General features: G+C 44.4%; 17 protein-coding genes. 15 read left to right on the top strand and 2 right to left on the bottom strand.

Features of this window, described 5'->3' with window-relative positions:
• Positions 1-43: 43 nt before the first annotated feature.
• The gene (locus BN93_RS08145; protein ID WP_044260272.1) at positions 44-2,479 is read right to left on the bottom strand and encodes a C10 family peptidase; all 2,436 of its coding nucleotides are present in this window, start codon (positions 2,477-2,479) and stop codon (positions 44-46) included.
• A gap of 1,398 nt (positions 2,480-3,877) precedes the next feature.
• On the bottom strand, positions 3,878-4,195 hold the full coding sequence (locus BN93_RS08140) for a hypothetical protein (RefSeq protein ID WP_019187849.1): 318 nt from the start codon (positions 4,193-4,195) through the stop codon (positions 3,878-3,880).
• A gap of 63 nt (positions 4,196-4,258) precedes the next feature.
• Here BN93_RS08140 and BN93_RS08135 point away from each other — a divergent pair, with 63 nt between their 5' ends.
• The 15 genes from BN93_RS08135 to BN93_RS08065 form a co-directional block, all read left to right on the top strand.
• Positions 4,259-4,585 (top strand): hypothetical protein, encoded by a 327-nt coding sequence (locus tag BN93_RS08135; protein WP_019187848.1) that lies wholly within the window; start codon positions 4,259-4,261, stop codon positions 4,583-4,585.
• A gap of 133 nt (positions 4,586-4,718) precedes the next feature.
• The gene (locus BN93_RS08130) at positions 4,719-5,582 is read left to right on the top strand and encodes a sigma-70 family RNA polymerase sigma factor (RefSeq protein ID WP_009229565.1); all 864 of its coding nucleotides are present in this window, start codon (positions 4,719-4,721) and stop codon (positions 5,580-5,582) included.
• Between the two features lie 96 nt (positions 5,583-5,678).
• Positions 5,679-6,083, top strand: a complete 405-nt coding sequence (locus tag BN93_RS08125) for a hypothetical protein (RefSeq protein WP_044260209.1) — start codon at positions 5,679-5,681, stop codon at positions 6,081-6,083.
• Positions 6,084-6,220: 137 nt separating this feature from the next.
• Positions 6,221-7,102 (top strand): hypothetical protein, encoded by an 882-nt coding sequence (locus BN93_RS08120; RefSeq protein WP_044260271.1) that lies wholly within the window; start codon positions 6,221-6,223, stop codon positions 7,100-7,102.
• A complete protein-coding gene (locus BN93_RS08115; RefSeq protein WP_009229568.1) occupies positions 7,078-7,563 on the top strand; it encodes a S24/S26 family peptidase in 486 nt (161 codons plus the stop codon). Before BN93_RS08120 ends, BN93_RS08115 begins: the two co-directional genes overlap by 25 nt.
• A 42-nt stretch (positions 7,564-7,605) precedes the next feature.
• On the top strand, positions 7,606-7,875 hold the full coding sequence (locus BN93_RS08110; protein WP_009229569.1) for a PqqD family protein: 270 nt from the start codon (positions 7,606-7,608) through the stop codon (positions 7,873-7,875).
• Positions 7,876-8,145: 270 nt separating this feature from the next.
• Positions 8,146-9,279, top strand: a complete 1,134-nt coding sequence (locus BN93_RS08105) for a hypothetical protein (protein ID WP_019187845.1) — start codon at positions 8,146-8,148, stop codon at positions 9,277-9,279.
• 658 nt (positions 9,280-9,937) lie between these two features.
• The gene (rho, locus tag BN93_RS08100) at positions 9,938-11,977 is read left to right on the top strand and encodes a transcription termination factor Rho (RefSeq protein WP_044260269.1); all 2,040 of its coding nucleotides are present in this window, start codon (positions 9,938-9,940) and stop codon (positions 11,975-11,977) included.
• A 408-nt stretch (positions 11,978-12,385) separates the two neighbouring features.
• Positions 12,386-12,799: a helix-turn-helix domain-containing protein gene (locus BN93_RS08095; RefSeq protein ID WP_009229572.1), complete on the top strand. Its 414-nt coding sequence runs from the start codon at positions 12,386-12,388 to the stop codon at positions 12,797-12,799.
• A 67-nt stretch (positions 12,800-12,866) separates the two neighbouring features.
• Positions 12,867-14,825, top strand: coding sequence for a dipeptidyl-peptidase 3 family protein (locus BN93_RS08090; RefSeq protein ID WP_019187842.1), 1,959 nt, complete (start codon positions 12,867-12,869; stop codon positions 14,823-14,825).
• 139 nt (positions 14,826-14,964) lie between these two features.
• Entirely contained in the window at positions 14,965-15,579 is a 615-nt protein-coding gene (locus BN93_RS08085) for a DNA alkylation repair protein (RefSeq protein ID WP_019187841.1), read from the top strand.
• 122 nt (positions 15,580-15,701) lie between these two features.
• The gene (locus tag BN93_RS08080; protein WP_019187840.1) at positions 15,702-16,148 is read left to right on the top strand and encodes a Fur family transcriptional regulator; all 447 of its coding nucleotides are present in this window, start codon (positions 15,702-15,704) and stop codon (positions 16,146-16,148) included.
• Between the two features lie 35 nt (positions 16,149-16,183).
• Positions 16,184-17,461, top strand: coding sequence for an adenylosuccinate synthase (locus BN93_RS08075; RefSeq protein ID WP_019187839.1), 1,278 nt, complete (start codon positions 16,184-16,186; stop codon positions 17,459-17,461).
• Positions 17,461-18,831, top strand: coding sequence for a histidine--tRNA ligase (gene hisS, locus BN93_RS08070; protein WP_044260207.1), 1,371 nt, complete (start codon positions 17,461-17,463; stop codon positions 18,829-18,831). Before BN93_RS08075 ends, hisS begins: the two co-directional genes overlap by 1 nt.
• A gap of 11 nt (positions 18,832-18,842) precedes the next feature.
• On the top strand, positions 18,843-19,262 hold a 420-nt coding region (locus BN93_RS08065; protein WP_019187837.1), incomplete at its 3' end, for a Fur family transcriptional regulator.

Genomic DNA, 19,262 nt, shown 5'->3' with positions numbered 1-19,262 from the left:
TAATATCATTTCTTTTCTGCTTAAAAACGAGGTAAGCTAATGCTTATTTCTTCATAACCTTCTTGCCATCTACAATGTAGATACCTGCTGGAAGGGTTTCCCATGCCTGTGTTTGCCGCACTCCTTCAATATTGAAGATGTGCTTTGGCGCTTTGTTGTCGCTCTCGTTCGAGTCGATAGCAGTAGTTTTCAAATCGTCAACCGTGTAGAGCACGTTGCGTTTAGCATTTGGGTTCCAAACGTCTTCACGTTTTCCACCTCGTTCAATTTCAAGATGTATTTCGTAAGCATGGTTGGGTTTCAACATCGATGCGTTAAAAGTAACACGTGTTTTGCTTGCATCGTTTGGCTTTTCGCAAGGCAGATAAACATTATTTGCATAACCTAAATCAATCCATTTGTTTTCTGTCAGGTCGAGCAAACGATAATAAATGCGCCCACGATAACCTTCTCTGATTTGATATCCGGCCACCCTGGCATGCACTTGCAAGCCAATTTCCTTTATTTTGGTCAGCTGGAAAGTGCTATAATTGGCGTTAGCACCATCTACTAAGAAGTCTACAAAATTAAATTCAATCGTTCCTTGGTGGGGATCGGGCAACACTTCTATTTCAAAAGACTCTTTCATTGTAATGGGAACAATATATTCCGAATTCTTTTTCTTAACCTTTATAGATAGGGTTACACTGTATTTACCAACCTTTAATTTGCCGAAATCGCCAGGATTATTGTATAATGCCTGCATGTTGATGGTGAAAGAGGTGTGCCCAAGACGCTGTGCAACAACGTTAGGTGTAAGCAAATAGGCATTATAGACCTTATTGGTTTCAAGGCTTTTAAGCGTCATCACCAAGTCGCCACGCACTTCTTCTCGCCCAGGGTTATACATGGTGAAACTAAAAGCACCCATCTTGCCCGAGTCTTCATAGAAAGGAGCAAGCACACTTGGCCTCTTTTCAATGGTAACAACATTCTGGGGGTTGTTGGTGTTGATGCGAACAGCGTTTGTTGTGAGTTCAACTTCCATCTCATTGGCGTGGTTAATGGGTTTCCACTCGCCGTTTTTCTTAGTCTGTTCATCGAGCATTTCAGAGAAGACGGGCACCAAACGATAGTGTCCATTGGGTAAACCTTCAAAGCTAATGTTAGTCAAATCAAAACTCATAGTGGTGAAAATGGATGCCCAAACTAGGTTGTCGCTGGCAGAGTTAAATATTTTCACCCGTTCGTTCTTGTGGTTATAAAGTGCCAGTGCAACCTTACCGGTAAACACACCCAGCTTTCCTTTAACGGGACTATATGAGCCTAACTTTATAATTGAAGCGCTCAATTTCTCTGTTCGTGTTGCTTCTGTTTTGCTAATGGTGAATGCAGTGGTGGTGCGAGCATCCAATCCACGTTCTATTTCCTTAAAAGGAACGGCCTTACCATCATTGGGATGGGCAAAAACAACAGACATGTCATCCCAAAACGTGCCACTAAGCGCAAAGCCCGTAACATTTAAATAAACGGTGTTTATATCAAAATAACCATCGTTTAGTCCTTCCCACCCCCAGTTGGTATGTAGAAAACCACGCTCATCATAGCCGTCGTAAACATAGGCATGTGGGCCTCCGCAAACCAAAACAGGATAGCCGTTGGATATTTCTTGCATCACTTCTTTGAGGAATTCGTTAGCAGGCAAGAAGTCTTTATCAAGGAAACGTACCGTATAATCAAACTTATCTCGAAGTGCATTGCACGCATATTGCAAGTTTGAGTCGCTCCCCTTGTGGTAATACCTCATGTTAACGGCTTTGCCAATGTCGCGCATCAGCACGCCAACAGCTTGCCTGGAGCGTTCTGAAAACATCTTGTTAGCGGTGTCTTTCATATCACCCCACCAATAAGTAGGACTCTTCCTAGCTTCGTCGCCTTCTTTTTTAACATACCCCGTAGGACGGTTTTTGGGCCATTTGTGGTGGTACATCACTTGTGCTGTTGCAGTTGCTACACAGCCCGTTGGTGTTGTTTTGCCATCAACTTTAAGCGTATATTTGTTATAAGGAAAATATTGGCTCCACTTACAAGTAAGCAATGGTTCCACCTTTCGCTTGATGGGCATCTGCGCCGTTGGCGCTTGCTTACTGCTATTGCGTACAGCTTTCACCACACTTTCATAATCTTTTAGAAACTTCTTGAAGTATGGTGGTTGCTCGTCGCTATTCTTCGACATGTTATCTCCATAGCCAACCAATTCGTTTAGTTTGCTTTCTCCTGATATAATGACGAACTTTTTATCGCTCGAACTCGTGAAGATATAATATGCAGGTCGCTCGTTGGCTTGTGCCGAGCGCGTTACAGGCGTGTTCTTCGATAATGTTGGGTTGTTGATGTACTTCGATGCTATATTCAAAGCTTGTCCTTTTGTTATTGGGTTTGCATTCGAAAGCGCAGCAGTTGATAACATTGTAAGTGCTATAAACAATGTCTTTTTCATCTGTTTGTTCATTTTAATATTAATTATTTTGGCTTGTTATATGATAATGATACATTAAATTACGCATGTTTGGGCTTATGCTTAAAGACGGCAAGGTGCTATTTGTTTTGTTTAGGCAGACGAATGAGAAGTATAAAACCTCCTGTCACGCCTAAGGCAAGCATTGATTTGTCAACTTCTTCCTTGCGCGTTGCCTCATAGGCACTGTTCACCTTTGTGCTTTTTTAAGAAACGATGCAAAAGTAACATTATTTATTTTAACTTACAAATTCACATTCGTTAAATGTCAAAAACATTTCATTTTTAACAGTAAGACGAGGGAATATAGGGGATTTCTGGTTTAAAACAGACGAAGGAGTGTTTGTTCATAAGCCAATTCTTTGTTTCTTAGCACTCCTTCCATTTCACGTTATTATAAAAACGTATAGAACGATGTTGCCATGACTTTTAGTTTGTTTATAAATTGTGTGGAGATTGTTATCTTTGTGATGCCGACACAAAATAAACATTCCCCTTCATATACGAAGTGCAGGATAAATCAACTCACTTGCTTATAAACTCACGAAAAAACAGCTACTCACGAATGAATCAAAACACAAACTCACAAACTTATCAGCTCACAAACACCCAAACTCACAAGCTTATCAGCTCACAAACTCACAAGCCTATCAACACACAAACTTAAACCCATCAACTCATCAACTCAAAAACTCATCAACTCAAAAACTCACCAACTCAAAAACTCACCAACTCAAAAACTTAAATTCTTATATTTTATTTTACAAAACCCTTCCAAATTTCGCTCCGTTCTAGCGAGAATATTGGTTAAAAAGCAGGTAAATAGCCACAAATTCTAGCCTTTCACGTCTTCCAATATGTCCGTTTTTAAGAAAAAACCTACTTTTTGCACCATTTTGCCTTTCTAGTTTGATTGCAATCTCGTAATTTTTCAAGTCCAATTACCCGCCTTTAGCCCCCAAAAACCTACTTTTTAACGACTATTTCGCCCTATTCAGCCATGTTTTTAATGGTTCGAAGAGGCTATATTTATACAAAAGCAGTGCATTTTTATGCTTATCGTCTAGCATTTAGCAGCATTTTGCACTGCATTTAGCAGCATTTTGCCTCGCGTTTTGCACCAAAACGCATTGCATTTAGCGGCATATTGCACTGTATTTAGCGGCAAAACGCACTGCATTTTGCTGCAAATAGCCCCCAAAACTGGTGCAAATGGTGGTTGTTTAAATAAAAATTCATTTTTCCGCATTCACCAGTTAGCCCCTTCTTGCATCAATACCAAACCTCGCGAGAATCGATTATTTGCGACAAGGTGGGCGGTTGCGGACAAAAAGAGCACTCATAATGTTAAAATATCTACCAAAAACTAGACAAAAACACTTATGCCGTAAAGATGTGTATGGGCAAGCCATATAAAGCATGTACGCTTACGACCGCCATTGCGCGCGGTAGCAAGGTATGCTGCTCATGGCCAAAAGGAACAGCATCAGGTAAACGCAACATAAATATGGCCTCGTAGACAATATATAGAAGCTGAACTGCGTTATAGCCAAAAATGTTCAAAAGGCGCAAAAGCTGTTGCAAGAAAGGTGGAGCAATTTCCTCAAACAGCGGTTGATAGGAACTGTGTCCAATGTAATTGAATGTCAGGGTCAGCCAATTTAGACTGATAAAACAGACAAGAGATGAGAAAACCATAGGCAGATTGCTTGTTTACCTCAAGCCCCTCCTTAGCCAGTATTCACGAAAAAATCCATAATCATGACTATAATAAAATATATAATACTTAGTGTAGTTATACTAGCGATGCTTTTATTCTTCTTTATAACAAGTAAAAGGGAGAAAGACTTAACCCAAAGGGGAGAGGACATCGTAGAAAAAATAGAGCTTTTTAGAAAGGAAAATCACCGCTTACCCAAAGATTTAAATGAAATAGGTATTCTAGAAGAGGAGAATTCAAATGCACTTTATTATGATATAAGAAATGATACTAGTTATACTGTTTCATTTATGATGTCTATAGATTATAATAGGACATACTATTCCGATACAAAACAATGGGAAGATGGATATCGAGAAATTAAGTAAAAGTCATGACGACCCCCAAATAGCATGTTGGAGCACAAACGAAGATGTATCGTATTAAACAAAAAAAGCAAAAACATTTGGGGATGTGCCTTAAAGTCGTTAAATTTGCATTCAAGCATAAAAATGACGCTTAATGAGACAGCTGAAAATCACGAAATCGATAACGAACAGGGAGAGTGACTCGCTGGACAAATACCTACAAGAGATAGGCCACGAGGAGCTAATTTCTGTAGAAGAGGAAGTTGAATTGGCACAACGCATCAAAAAAGGCGACAGAAAAGCCTTGGAGAAACTAACCAAAGCCAACTTGCGGTTTGTTGTGTCTGTTGCCAAACAGTACCAAAACCAAGGGCTAAGCCTGCAAGACCTCATCAACGAGGGCAATGTGGGCTTGATAAAGGCTGCCGAAAAATTCGACGAAACCCGCGGTTTCAAGTTCATTTCGTATGCTGTATGGTGGATTAGGCAAAGCATCTTGCAGGCCATTGCCGAGCAAAGCCGCATTGTTCGCTTGCCATTAAACCAAGTAGGGTCGGTAAACAAAATCAACAAGATACTTAGCAAGTTCGAACAAGAGAACGAACGTAGGCCAAGCATCAACGAAATAGCCGAAAAAACCGACTTACCCGAAGACAAGATTGAAGATGCCATCAAGGTTACTGGCCGACATATCTCGGTGGACGCACCTTTTGTGGACGGCGAAGACAACAGTTTGCTAGACTTGCTAGCCAATACCGACACGCCAACGGTTGACAACGAACTGGTGAAAGAGTCGCTGCGTGCCGAAATTGCAGATGCGTTGCAGTACCTCAACGAGCGCGAACGCAATGTTATCGAGGCCTTCTTCGGCATCAACCAAATGGAAATGACGCTCGAAGAGATTGGCGACAAGTATGGCTTAACCCGCGAAAGGGTAAGGCAGATAAAGGAGAAAGCCATAAGAAGATTAAGAAACAACACCAAAAACAAGATGCTCAAAACCTATCTTGGACAGTAAATTACGGGTGTACAAGCGATACAGCACTTGGAGAGAAATCCTTGTTGCTGAGCAAAATGAAGAGTAAAGGCGGATTTTCGCCATATAATAAAGGAGATGATACAATTTAAAAGATACGTTTTAGTAGCAATGATTTTGCTTGCCGTAGGCGCAACTGCCTCGGCTAAATTGGTTCAAACCAAGGTGTACATGTTTGGGATGGCAGCATCATTCAATGATTCCACAGCCTATTTCACCGATGTTCAAGAGGTCGACGCTTGGATTAACGACAAAGGGAAGTTCTTGTATAGTCGCGAGAACTACTCTTATCAACTTCGCGATTACCTTCAATCGCAAGGCTTTGCCAACGCCACCTGCATCACTTGCTTTGCCCTTTCGCGTAAGAAAGCCGAGAAAAAGTATGCCACTCTGTTGAAGAAAAGCGCAGCAAGGGGCGATTCCAACGTGCGTTATCTCAAAGAATCAGAGTTTAAATACGACGCCATTGTGCCCGAAAAGTAAGGATAGCTAGGTTATAAGCTACCGAAAACGGATGCACGGCACACAAACAAGGGAAGGTTGGCACCATGCCTATTAAGGCTGTGCCGCCTTTCTGCCAAACGCACAAAAACGTACTCACACGGAGAACAACATCATTGATGACTCATTATTTTAACATCGCCGAACACGATATTAACGTTGTTTTCGAGAACGCGACGCCAATAGACGGGGCACTCATCCAGTCGTTAGAACCTTTCAGAGTTGAAAGTAAGCCCAAAGACCTGCTTTTGCAACTCATCGTAACCAACGACTTGGAGCCTTTTTCGCCAGAAGATACCGAACTGATAAGGGATATAGACACCGGTAACGGCATGACCCTCGTAGACGTTTTGCCCTCGGGGGGGTATCAATTTCACATCCGCAACCTGCAAGGCAAGCTTTGTTGTTTGCTCCATACCAACAAAGACTTTTCGCTTTGTCGCTGCAAATTGGAAGGCAACTATTCCATGCGCTACTTCGGTTTGAACAATGCGCTGATGCTTACATACGCTTTTGCCGGGGCGTTTAGGCAAACTTTACTCATCCATGCCTCGCTCGTTCGGCACGAAAACCGCGGCTATGCCTTCACTGCCAAGAGCGGAACAGGCAAAAGTACGCACGTAAGTCTTTGGCTACGCTACATTCCCAACTGCGATTTAATGAACGACGATAACCCTGTTGTACGCGTCATTGATGGCAAGCCCTATATCTATGGCAGTCCTTGGAGCGGCAAGACACCCTGCTATCGCAACGTGAAAGCCGAACTGGGAGCCATCTCGCGCATCGACCGCGCAAAGGTTAACAGTGTAGAACGGCTTAGACCCATCGAGGCTTTTGCCTCATTGCTGCCCTCGTGTTCTACGATGAAATGGGATAAAGAGGTGTTTAACAACACGTGCGACACCATTACAAAGATTATAGAGACAACGGGCATTTACACCATTCACTGCCTGCCCAACAAAGATGCAGCCATGTTATGCCAACAAACCATAGCGAAATAAGAGAATTGCAGTTTGAAAATGCCCTTTTCTTACCCCAAGTGGCCAAATTCTTAGAAGAAGGACACACGGTAACAATTGGGTTAAAAGGATATAGTATGCGACCTTTTCTAGAGCATAATCGCGACAAGGCCCTGCTAAGCAAGCCCACAACAATACAAAAAGGCGATGCCGTACTGGCAGAAATCTCCCCTGGGGTGTTTGTTCTTCACCGCATAATCAAAATTGATGGCGACGACATAACCCTGCGCGGAGACGGCAACCTAGCCATCGAACAATGCAAACGAGCCGATGTAAGGGGTTTTGTTTTGGGCTTTTACCGAAAAGGAAGACAAACATTAGATAAGACCAACAGTGTTAAATGGCGTGTATATTCAGCCTTATGGACAGGCTTGTTTCCGTTACGCAGATACTTGTTGGCTTTTTACACAAAAATTTGGATGCGCTTGTTCGGACCTATTTAAACCACAACACAAAAGTAACGCATTCATAACATACATACATTTATGAAAAAGAAAGTAGGATTTAAATTGCGCTCCATCTGTGGTGAGCAAGTTATTGTGGCCGAAGGCAAAGAGAACATCGATTTCAGCAAGATTATCAGCATGAACGAAACGTCGGCTTACCTTTGGGAAGCGGTTGAAGGCAAAGAATTTACGGCCGATACTTTGGCTAAGCTACTGACAGAACAATACGACGTTCAGTACAATGTGGCCTTTAACGATTGCCTCGAACTCATCGTTAAGTGGGAAGAGGCAGGCATTATCGAGCAATAACTTGACATAATATGCCCAGCCTTTTCAGGCATAGCCCCATACTGGATTAAGCCATACACTTTACCAGCACATGGCGCCAACATGCCTATGGTAAAGGCCTTTTTGTAGCCTTCGTAGCCCCTTCGAGCCGTGTCCAGATAATCTAGACACGGCTCGAAGGGGTTATGCTACGTCTTCATTCAACACCATTGCATAATGGTTTTATCGTTCGACCCATGTTCTCTTTACCCGATTTTATCGTATCTTTGCAGTATAAATCAAGTAACAACGATGACACTACATATCTTCAACCCCGATCACGACTTGGTGTTGGCTGCAGGCAACGACCATTTCACCCCTCCCAAAGCTGCTCGCGACCTGTACGCCGATTTGGGATTTCTACCTGCACTATGGGCTAAAACTGGCGACTTGGTGCTTGTTGCCGATGCAGAGGCAGCATGCGAACGTCTTCGACACATAAAGGGAAGAACCAAAGGCGTGCAACTTGTAGACCGCAACACGCTGCAAAGGGTGCTTGCCAGCGGCACAAGTACGCCCAACCAACTGGATATTGCCCCTTGGGGATGGGACAAAAACGTAAAAGAATTGCTTACTGGCATTGGCGTTAGCGAAGATGTTCTGCCCTCGGACAGGTGGTTGGAAGATGTAAGGACCATCAGCTCGCGGCAATGGATGTCGCAAAATATATTGCCCGAACTGGTATCCAGATTAAACAACCTTTACCCCAGCAAGTTTATTGGCACTTCTTTTGTGGTACAATCAATGGCTCAATTGCACACGCTCTTGCAAGAACATGCACTTGTGGTGGTAAAGGCACCGTGGAGTAGTAGTGGCAGGGGCATACGTTATATTGAGAATAAGCCCGACCCTTCCACCGAGGGATGGTGCGCCAACACCATCGAAAAACAAGGCTGCATAACTTTCGAGCCCTATTATAATAAGATACGCGACTTCGGCATGGAGTTTAATGCCAATGCCGACGGGAGTATTGACTATTTGGGCTTGTCTATCTTCAAGACGTCTAAGCGCACATACACGGGCAGTTTGCTTGCTACCGAGGGCACGAAATTAGAGTACCTGTCGCAGTATATAGACGTTTCGATACTGAAAGCTGTTTCCGAGACGATAACAACAATGCTATCGGCTTTGTTGTTAAACAAGTATGTTGGGCCGTTGGGCATAGACATGATGCTTGTTAAGCAAGAAGGTACGAACAACTTGGCCATTCATCCTTGTGTGGAAATCAATTTGCGCCGCACAATGGGGCATGTAGCCTTATCTTTATCGCCATCGCCACTCGAACCGCAACGGCTAATGAGCATCGACCATAGTCGTGGCGCATACCACCTAAGATTACATACCCTTAGCGATGGGCTGTTGAATACAAGTATAGCGCGTTTGTAAAGGGCTTTGCGCAAAGGATGTCTATTGTAAAACGAATTGTTGAATACAAGTATAGCTCGTTTGTAAACAGCAGATGCTGCTCATAACATGCAAGGTTAAGGCATTACGTAAAAAATGGTAAAGCCATTTGGACGTAATGTCTTATTGGTGTTTACCAAAACTCCATGACGCATAGCCTCCCTTATCAAAAAAGCTTGGCCACAAGGTTAATGTGAGCTCTTACTAGCAAATATGCCATCCTTGCTAGCAGTGTTAGATAAATCCCATTCAAATAGCTGTATGATAATATTGTTGTTTCCTTGCGCATGGCTTTTGAATTTGGTTCTTTATCTTTTATATATAAAGATACTCTTTTTCAGTGAGTTGTGCAGTTCTAAGAGCCTTTTCTTATTTCTTACGTTAATGTATGCTTATGATTCAGCACTTGCGAAAGTTTAGTAAAGATATTAAAAGTGAGGACGACTTCTTTGTCAAACGCCTGCAAAAATGCATTCAAAAGCCCATTTTCGACTTAAAATATATTAACAACACAACTTTTTCGCAAAAAACGCTTGTGGAATGATTTATTTCCAGTAATTTTGCACTGAATTTCGAAGCGTTTCTATTCTTGAAACGCTTTTATTACAATCAACAACTTATTGCATTAAGATATACAGATATGTATAGCAAAGAAGAACTATTATCAAAAAAAATGTCTGAATTGGAGGACATTGCAAAAACACTTGGTGCCGAATACGATGGTGACAACCTCGAAGAAATGGTGTATTCGATACTAGACAAGCAGGCTATTGACGAGGGAACGAAGAATCCCTTGGGCCAAAAGAAAAAAAGAACGAGAATTGTTAAGAAAGACACAGATAGAGTATATTCGGTAAAAGGGAAAGACGGAGAGAACTTTGATGTGAAAAACAACAAGGTAACATCTAGCGAACAACCATCTTTGTTTAAAGAAGCGGAGGAGACTGCAACTGAAACGCAGGCCCAAGAAAGCGAAGAACCCGCTAAGCCTAAGAAAAGGGGAAGAAAATCGAAGAAGGAAAAAGAGGCTGAAGCCGCTGCGGCTGCCGAAGCAGAACGTCTGGCACAGGAGGCCGAAGAACAACAGAAGGAAGAAGACGGGGAGGAGAGCGCGCCTGAACAGGGGGCTGCCGAGCCTGACGAAAATACTCAAGCCGAACCCGACGACCATATACAAGCCGAACCGCAGGAGGTTATTGACGAACAAGCGGAGACGGAGCACACAAACGAAGTGTCTGTGCCTGAGGCCAGTTTCTTGCCAGAGGCTACCGACATGGGAGAAAACCAAGATGCTCCCGACAGTGGATTGTTGGCACAATTGCAAGCCAAAATAAATGCTCGCAATGAGGGGCCAAACGATAGGCCCGACCCGATAAGGGAAGGATGTTGGGAAGGAGACCCAGGGGATGGAACAGATTTCATCACTGTTGTTGACTTGCCAATCGAGGATCAAGGTGCGTTGCCTAACTACGACATGTTCGACAATCCCACCAATGGAATGCCTAATGCTGGCTATCAGCAGCCGGAGCCAATGCAACCAGCACCGCCTGCTTACGATTTCTCTGACTTGATAACGGCAGACGGCGTGCTTGAAATCATGCCCGACGGCTATGGTTTCTTGCGTTCGAGCGATTACAACTATCTTTCTTCGCCTGACGATGTATACGTTTCGACACAGCAAGTGAAGAAATATGGCTTGAAAACGGGCGATGTAGTGCAGAGTAGGGTGCGCCCGCCACGCGAGGGGGAGAAGTATTTCCCACTGACAAGCATCGACATGATTAATGGTAGGGCACCAGATGAAATACGAGATCGCGTTCCCTTCGAGCATCTTACGCCGCTGTTCCCCGACGAGAAGTTCAATCTTTGTGGTAATCCTGCCACAACAAACCTTTCAACGCGCATCGTAGACTTGTTTTCGCCCATAGGAAAAGGACAACGTGCACTTATCGTGGCACAACCCAAGACGGGTAAAACCATCTTGATGAAGAACATCGCCAATGCCATTGCAGCCAATCATCCAGAAGCATATCTTATGATGCTGCTCATTGACGAGCGCCCGGAGGAAGTTACGGACATGGCTAGAACGGTGAATGCAGAGGTTATTGCCTCCACATTCGATGAGCCGGCAGAACGACATGTTAAGATTGCAGGCATAGTGCTTGAAAAGGCAAAGCGCTTGGTTGAGTCGGGACATGACGTGGTTATCTTCCTAGACTCTATCACCCGTCTGGCCAGAGCGTACAACACCGTTAGTCCTGCAAGTGGTAAAGTGCTTACGGGTGGTGTGGATGCCAACGCCCTTCAAAAGCCCAAACGTTTCTTCGGTGCAGCTAGAAATGTGGAAAACGGCGGCTCGCTTACCATTATCGCTACGGCACTTATCGACACGGGTAGCAAGATGGACGAAGTGATATTCGAAGAATTCAAGGGTACAGGCAACATGGAATTGCAACTCGACCGCTCGCTAAGCAACAAGCGAATATTCCCAGCCGTAAACCTTGTTGCTTCAAGCACACGCCGCGACGACCTCTTGCAAGACAGAACAACCCTCGACAGGATGTGGGTGTTGCGCAAGTACATATCAGACATGAACCCGATAGAGGCCATGAATTCTATTCACGACCGCTTAAACGTTACCAAAGACAACGACGAGTTCTTACTATCAATGAATGCTTGATGTGGAGTGGCGCACGAGCCTCGCTCAATTGTGACGAAAGACGAAAAACAAAGACGCGAAATTACTCACCTGTAATTGGCACAACTCAGTGCCCCCAACGTTTGATAAGATAAAGAAAAAGGCTTTTCTTACAGAGTATTTTCGTAAAACTTTCGCCAAATAATAATAAGTTCGTGGTTTTTGAAAGGAAATGGAGTGGGGCGTGTCAACATAGATGAACCCCATCTGTAAACAAGGCCAAACATCGCAAAAGAATAAAAAAGCCATCTTGATTTAGCAAATAACACATAAAAATTGGCCAATAAGAGCAATTTTAAAAACAAAACATCAAAAAAAAGTAACATTCTTGTTGTATTAATAAAATAATGATTATATTTGCACCATCAGTAGGCATTTAGTTTTTATAGTATGGTACAGTTAGTAGAAACAAAAGGTAAAAAGAGAGATTCGCAAATCTTCATCAATCCCCAATTGATGGGTACGTTGGCAAAGAACATTTGCCAGGAGATTTCTGTAAATCAAAAGTACAAGGACAAAACTTACTCTGCAAAACAACTTGCAAAGGATTTAGGAACGAATACGAGGTATATCTCGACTGTTATTAACAGGCAGTTCAATACCAACTATACGTCCTTCGTTAACAAGTTCCGCATACAGGAAGCTATGAAGCTGTTGAAAGACAAGCGTAAGGCTCACCTCACCATTGAGGATGTATCGGATGCAGTGGGGTTCTCTACACGTCAGTCGTTCTATACTTCGTTTAAGAGGTTCACTGGAATGACACCAAGGGAATATCGAATATCCCCCGAAAATGACAGGTAAACAATTTTATCTCCACGCAAAGCAAATGCGTGGAGATAATTTTTTGCACACAAAGAAAGTAATAATCATGAAAGAAACAGGCACATTTAACTATGCCGACGAACGATTTGCCGATTTGCAAATGCTTCGTTACAGGCTACCACAATTTGAAAAACTTTCGCTACAACAGAAGAAATACATATATTATCTATCGCAAGCCACGCTGTGCGGTAGAGACATCACCACAGACCAATTTGGAAAATACAACCTCCGCATAAGGAAAACACTGGAAACGCTCTATACGGAACTCGATGCAAATGCAGACAAGGATAACTACGATAAGTTGGCTTTGTACTTGAAGCGTGTATGGTTTTCTAATGGTATCTATCACCATTATGCCAACGACAAAATACAACCCGACTTCTCGGAGGCTTTCTTTCGTGCTGCGGTTAAGCAAATACCAATAGATAAGTTGCCGATGACGGGTTATAACTCTGTCGAGGAATTGTGCGATGAACTATGTCCAGTGATGTTCAACCCAGAGATATTACCCAAAAGAGTGAATAAAGCAGATGGCGTGGACTTGGTGAGGACTTCGGCTTGCAACTATTATGAAGGTGTATGTCAACAGGAAGTGGAGGACTTCTACAACGAGAAGAAGGCCGCAGCAGGCGACAACTCGCCGTCGTGGGGCTTGAACACAAAGCTTGTAAAAGGTGATAATGGACTGGAAGAAAAGGTTTGGAAAGAAAATGGCGAGTATGGCGAGGCCATTCGCCACATCATATATTGGTTGGATAAGGCGAAAAGCGTTGCTGAAAACCAACAACAGCAACGCGTTATCGACTTATTAATAAAGTATTATCGTACAGGCGACCTGCATTTGTTTGACGAATATTCGATTGAATGGCTTAAAGAGCAAGCAGGCAACGTGGATTTTATCAACGGGTTTATCGAAGTTTATGGCGATCCGCTGGGCATTAAGGCCTCGTGGGAGGGCATTGTTGAATATAAGGACTTAGAGGCAACGCGCCGAACACGCCTTATCAGCGACAATGCGCAATGGTTTGAAGACCATTCGCCCATCGACTCGCGATTTAAAAAGGCCGAAGTTCGCGGCGTTACTGCCAACGTTGTGTGTGCGGCAATGCTTGGTGGAGACGAATATCCCACTACGGCTATCGGCATTAACCTGCCTAACGCCGATTGGATTAGGGCGCAACATGGGTCGAAAAGCGTAACAATCAGCAACATCACCGACGCATATAACAAGGCTGCGAAGGGCAATGGCTTTAAAGAAGAGTTCGTTATTGACGAAGATACGCTTGATATAATATCTCGTTACGGCGACATCTGCGACGACCTGCATACTGACTTGCACGAATGTTTGGGACACGGCAGTGGTCAATTGCTGCCTGGTGTTAGTCCTGATGCACTGAAAGCCTACGGAAATACCATTGAAGAGGCGCGCGCCGACCTCTTTGGCTTGTATTACATGGCCGACGATAAGCTGCAAGAGTTGGGCTTGTTGCCAGATAAAAACGCCTTCCGCTCACAATATTATACGTATATGATGAACGGGTTGATGACCCAATTGACCCGAATTGAACGCGGAAAAGACATCGAGGAGGCACACATGCGCAACAGGGCACTTATTGCCCATTGGACTCTTGAACACGGAAAAGGTGCTGTTGACTTGGTAAAACGCAACGGCAAGACATACGTTCAGATAAACAACTATGAGCAATTGCACTGCTTGTTCGGCGAACTTCTGGCCGAAGTGCAACGCATTAAGAGTGAGGGCGACTTTAACGCAGCTCGCAATCTAGTTGAAAATTATGCGGTTAAGGTAGATGGTGAACTACATGCCGAAGTGCTGGAACGTTTTGCTAAGCTAGACATTGCGCCTTATAAGGGCTTTATCAATCCCGTATATAAGCCCATACTGAATGGCGAGGACGAGATTATAGACGTAGAAGTAGATTACTCGGAGGCTTACGACACACAAATGTTACGCTATTCTAGCGAGTTTGGTTTCCTTGTTTAAGAAGGCGAAAAGAAAGAAAACCAATTTAACAAACACAAAGGGTAGGGGAGTGGAGCTTGTTATTTGAACTCAATAACGACTCAATCAGGATAACAAGACTTCTCCCCAGGCTCTTCAACATAATAATTTGAGATTAGCAATGAACGAAGATACACATAGCAAGCTGATGGCGATAAAGCAATCGTTTCGGCTCTTTATGGACGGCACAACCTCACGTTCTATGACTCAAAAAGGCATAGGATATAAAATTAATTGGGGAGTTCCGTTCCACGAACTGCGTAAGATGGCCGCACCATACGCGCCCAACTACGAACTGGCCATTGAGCTTTGGAAAGAGAACATACGCGAATGTAAGATTATGGCCACCTTGATTATGCCGCCCGAACGCATGTCGCCCGAACTTGCTGACGTGTGGATGGAGCAGCCTTTGCAACAAGAAATGGCCGAGATGCTGGCCTTCAACTTGCTGCAACACGTTGATTTCGCGCCTGCATTGGCCTATCAGTGGATGGCGAGCGACCGAATGGATAGGCAGATATGCGCCTATCAGCTTTTGGCGCGCCTTTTTATGAAAGGCTGCGAACCCAATGAGCGTGGCTTAGACGAATATCTCGACCAGGTTAGCGTTGCTTTGCAAAGCGATAACCTCAGCGTAAGACATGCTGCTAGTGCTAGTTTGCAAAAGCTGGCCATGCTGGGTGATAGCTACGAAAAACGGGTTGACGAACTGTTGGCGCGCTTGCAAGCACCTTGACGATGTAAGAAACACCGGCCGCCCTTGCACAACCAGTGCCGTCGCAAAGCTACATTTTTGCGATGAAACGCGCGCTTTTCGGATATTTATCGTAACTTTGTAGGGCTGACAAAGGATTGAAAATGAAACAAGACAGCAAAAGGCAGGCTCGAAAAATACTCGACCAATATCTGGAAACGAACAATTATAGGCGGACGTCTGAGCGTTACGCCATTCTCGATGCGGTGTTTAGCATAAAGGGACATTTCTCACTCGACCAGCTAAACGAGTACATAAAGAACCAAAACTTCAAGGTTAGTAGGGCCACATTATATAATACACTGAGGCTGTTTATCAAGTTAAGGCTTGTGGTTAGGCATAAACTGATAGATGGAACCAAGTACGAGGCACGCACAAAAAACGACAATCACTGCCATCAGGTGTGCACAATGTGCGGTTCGGTGACTGAGGTGAACCTGCCAGAGATAACAACCACGCTAGAGCAAGTGCGGCTCAAAGGCTTCGAAAGCGATGGTTTCGCCCTTTATCTTTATGGTGTGTGCAGAGCATGCCAAAAGAAAATGAAGTGAAGTTTGCAGGAAATAACAATACACATATTATATATATGAAGACAGGAAAAGTAGACGTTCTTCTGGGATTACAGTGGGGCGATGAAGGCAAAGGTAAGGTTGTGGACGTGCTAACGCCACAATATGATGTTGTTGCACGCTTTCAAGGCGGTCCCAACGCAGGTCATACGTTAGAGTTTAACGGTCAAAAGTTCGTCTTGCGGAGCATTCCTTCTGGCATATTCCAAGGCGGAAAAACAAACATTATCGGCAATGGCGTGGTGCTTGCACCCGATTTGTTCATGGCCGAGGCAAAGGATTTGGAGAAAAGTGGGCACGACTTGAAGAAGTGTCTGCACATATCTAAGCGTGCGCACCTTATCATGCCAACCCATCGTGTGTTGGATGCTGCCTACGAAACACTGAAAGGCGACAAGAAAGTGGGCACCACTGGCAAGGGAATTGGGCCAACTTATACCGATAAAGTATCGCGTTCGGGATTGCGCGTGGGTGACATCTTCGAAGGATTCGAGGAAAAATACGCTCAGCATAAAGAGCGACACCTCAGCATTCTACGCAGTATGAACTATACGGACTTCGACATTAGCGAAGTAGAAAAGACCTGGATGGAAGGCATTGAGTATATGCGACAGTTCAATATCGTTGACAGCGAGTTCGAGCTTAACAGCCTTTTAAACGAAGGGAAAGCCATTCTATGCGAAGGTGCACAAGGAACAATGCTCGATGTAGACTTTGGTAGCTATCCTTATGTAACCTCTTCGAACACCATTACGGCAGGTGCATGTGCCGGTTTGGGCATCGGTCCTAATAAGATAGGCGACGTTTACGGCATTATGAAAGCCTATTGCACGCGCGTTGGTTCAGGTCCTTTCCCCACAGAACTGTTCGATGAAACAGGGAAAAAGCTGCGCGACCTAGGTCACGAGTATGGTGCTGTTACGGGTAGAGAACGTAGATGCGGTTGGATTGACCTCGTTGCGCTGCGCTATTCGATTATGATAAATGGCGTAACTCAACTCATCATGATGAAAAGCGACGTGCTAGACACATTCGAAACCATTAAGGCATGCGTGGCTTACAAAAAGGACGGCCAACGAATTGACCATTTCCCATTCGACATCGAACACGGAATAACCCCCGTTTACGAAGAACTGAAAGGCTGGCAAACCAACATGACACAGTTTACCAGCGAGGAACAGTTCCCCCAAGCATTCAAAAATTACATCGAATTCTTGGAGAAACAACTGCAAACACCCATCAAAATCATCTCTATCGGACCAGATAGAAGTCAAACCATCGTTAGGAAAAAGTAATGAACAAACCATCCATACCCAAAGGAACAAGGGACTTTTCACCGGCCGAAATGGCCAAACGAAACTATATTTTCGACACTATTAAGGATGTTTACGCCCTTTACGGCTATCAACAAATAGAAACACCCTCCATGGAAACATTGCAAACGCTCATGGGGAAGTATGGTGAAGAAGGGGATAAGCTATTGTTCAAAATCCTTAATTCGGGCGATTTCATCGGCAAGGTGCCTGCCGAGGAGTTCGTAAGCGACAATGTATTGAAACTGGCAGCCAAGATTTGCGAGAAGGGATTGCGCTACGACCTCACCGTTCCCTTTGCTCGCTACGTGGTAATGCACCGCGACGAACTGCAAATGCCGTTCAAGCGTTACCAAATTCAACCCGTGTGGCGAGCCGACCGCCCACAGAAGGGTAGGTATAGAGAGTTCTATCAATGCGATGCCGACGTGGTTGGGTCTGACTCTTTGCTTAACGAAGTGGAACTGGTACAAATCATTGACACGGTATTCACCAAGTTCGGCATCAACGTTCAGATAAAACTGAACAACAGAAAGATACTTGCCGGTATTGCCGAGTATATCGGGCAACCCGACAAAATCGTCGACATCACCGTGGCAATAGACAAGCTCGACAAGATTGGTGTTGAGGCGGTGAATGCCGAAATGTTGGCCAATGGAATTTGTCAAGACGCTGTTGACAAGCTGCAGCCCATACTTACCATGTCGGGAACCAACGTCGAGAAACTCGAAACCATTGCCCAAACCATCGCCACATCAGAAATTGGCGTGAAAGGGGTAGAGGAGACGCGTTTTATTTTGGAGAAGATAGAGGCTGTTGGACTGAAAAACGAATTGCAACTAGACCTTACTTTGGCACGCGGACTAAACTATTACACGGGTGCCATCTTCGAGGTGAAGGCCAAAGACGTAGCCATAGGAAGTATAACTGGTGGTGGTCGATACGACAATCTCACTGGGATATTCGGCATGCCTGGGCTTAGTGGCGTGGGTATCAGCTTTGGAGCCGACCGAATTTACGACGTGTTGAACACGCTAAACCTTTATCCGCAGAACGCAACGCAGGGTACGGAGGTGCTATTCATCAACTTTGGCGAGACCGAATCCGACTATTGCTTGCCAATAGCCAGCCAAGTGCGTGCCGCAGGCATATCTGTTGAGCTTTATCCTGATTGTGCCAAGATGAAAAAGCAAATGGCGTATGCCAACGCCAAGGGCATTCCTTTTGTGGTTTTAGCTGGCGAAAGCGAGATAAATCAAGGCAAAGTTACGCTGAAAAACATGCTCACGGGCGACCAACAGCTAGTTTCGGCCGACGAACTTATTGCCCAAATCACATCAAAGAACTCTTAAACCACCACGATATGGAGATGGACGTTTATCATAAGTTGCTCGAAAGCGGCATTAGGCCGTCTACACAACGGCTCGCCATCATGAATTTCTTGCTCACACATCCAACGCATCCCACGGTAGACGAGGTGTATCAAGGATTGTGCAACGAAATCAAAACGTTGAGCCGAACCACCGTCTACAACACATTAAGAATGTTTGCCGAAAAGAATTTGGCGCAAATGATAACCATCAACGAGCACCATGTGTGCTACGATGGTTGCATTAGTCCGCACAAACATTTTTATTGCAACCGTTGTGGCCATGTTTTCGACATCTTCGACGATACGTCTGCAAAACTTCCAAAGGAAATGAACATTGATGGACACCAGGTATTGGAAACACAAGTTTACTATCGCGGCATCTGCAAGGGCTGTTTGAACAATACGGCTGGG

The sequence above is a fragment of the Prevotella conceptionensis 9403948 genome (genome assembly GCF_000312305.1).
GTDB lineage: Bacteria > Bacteroidota > Bacteroidia > Bacteroidales > Bacteroidaceae > Prevotella > Prevotella conceptionensis.
This window is presented reverse-complemented; position numbering and strand designations above follow the sequence as displayed.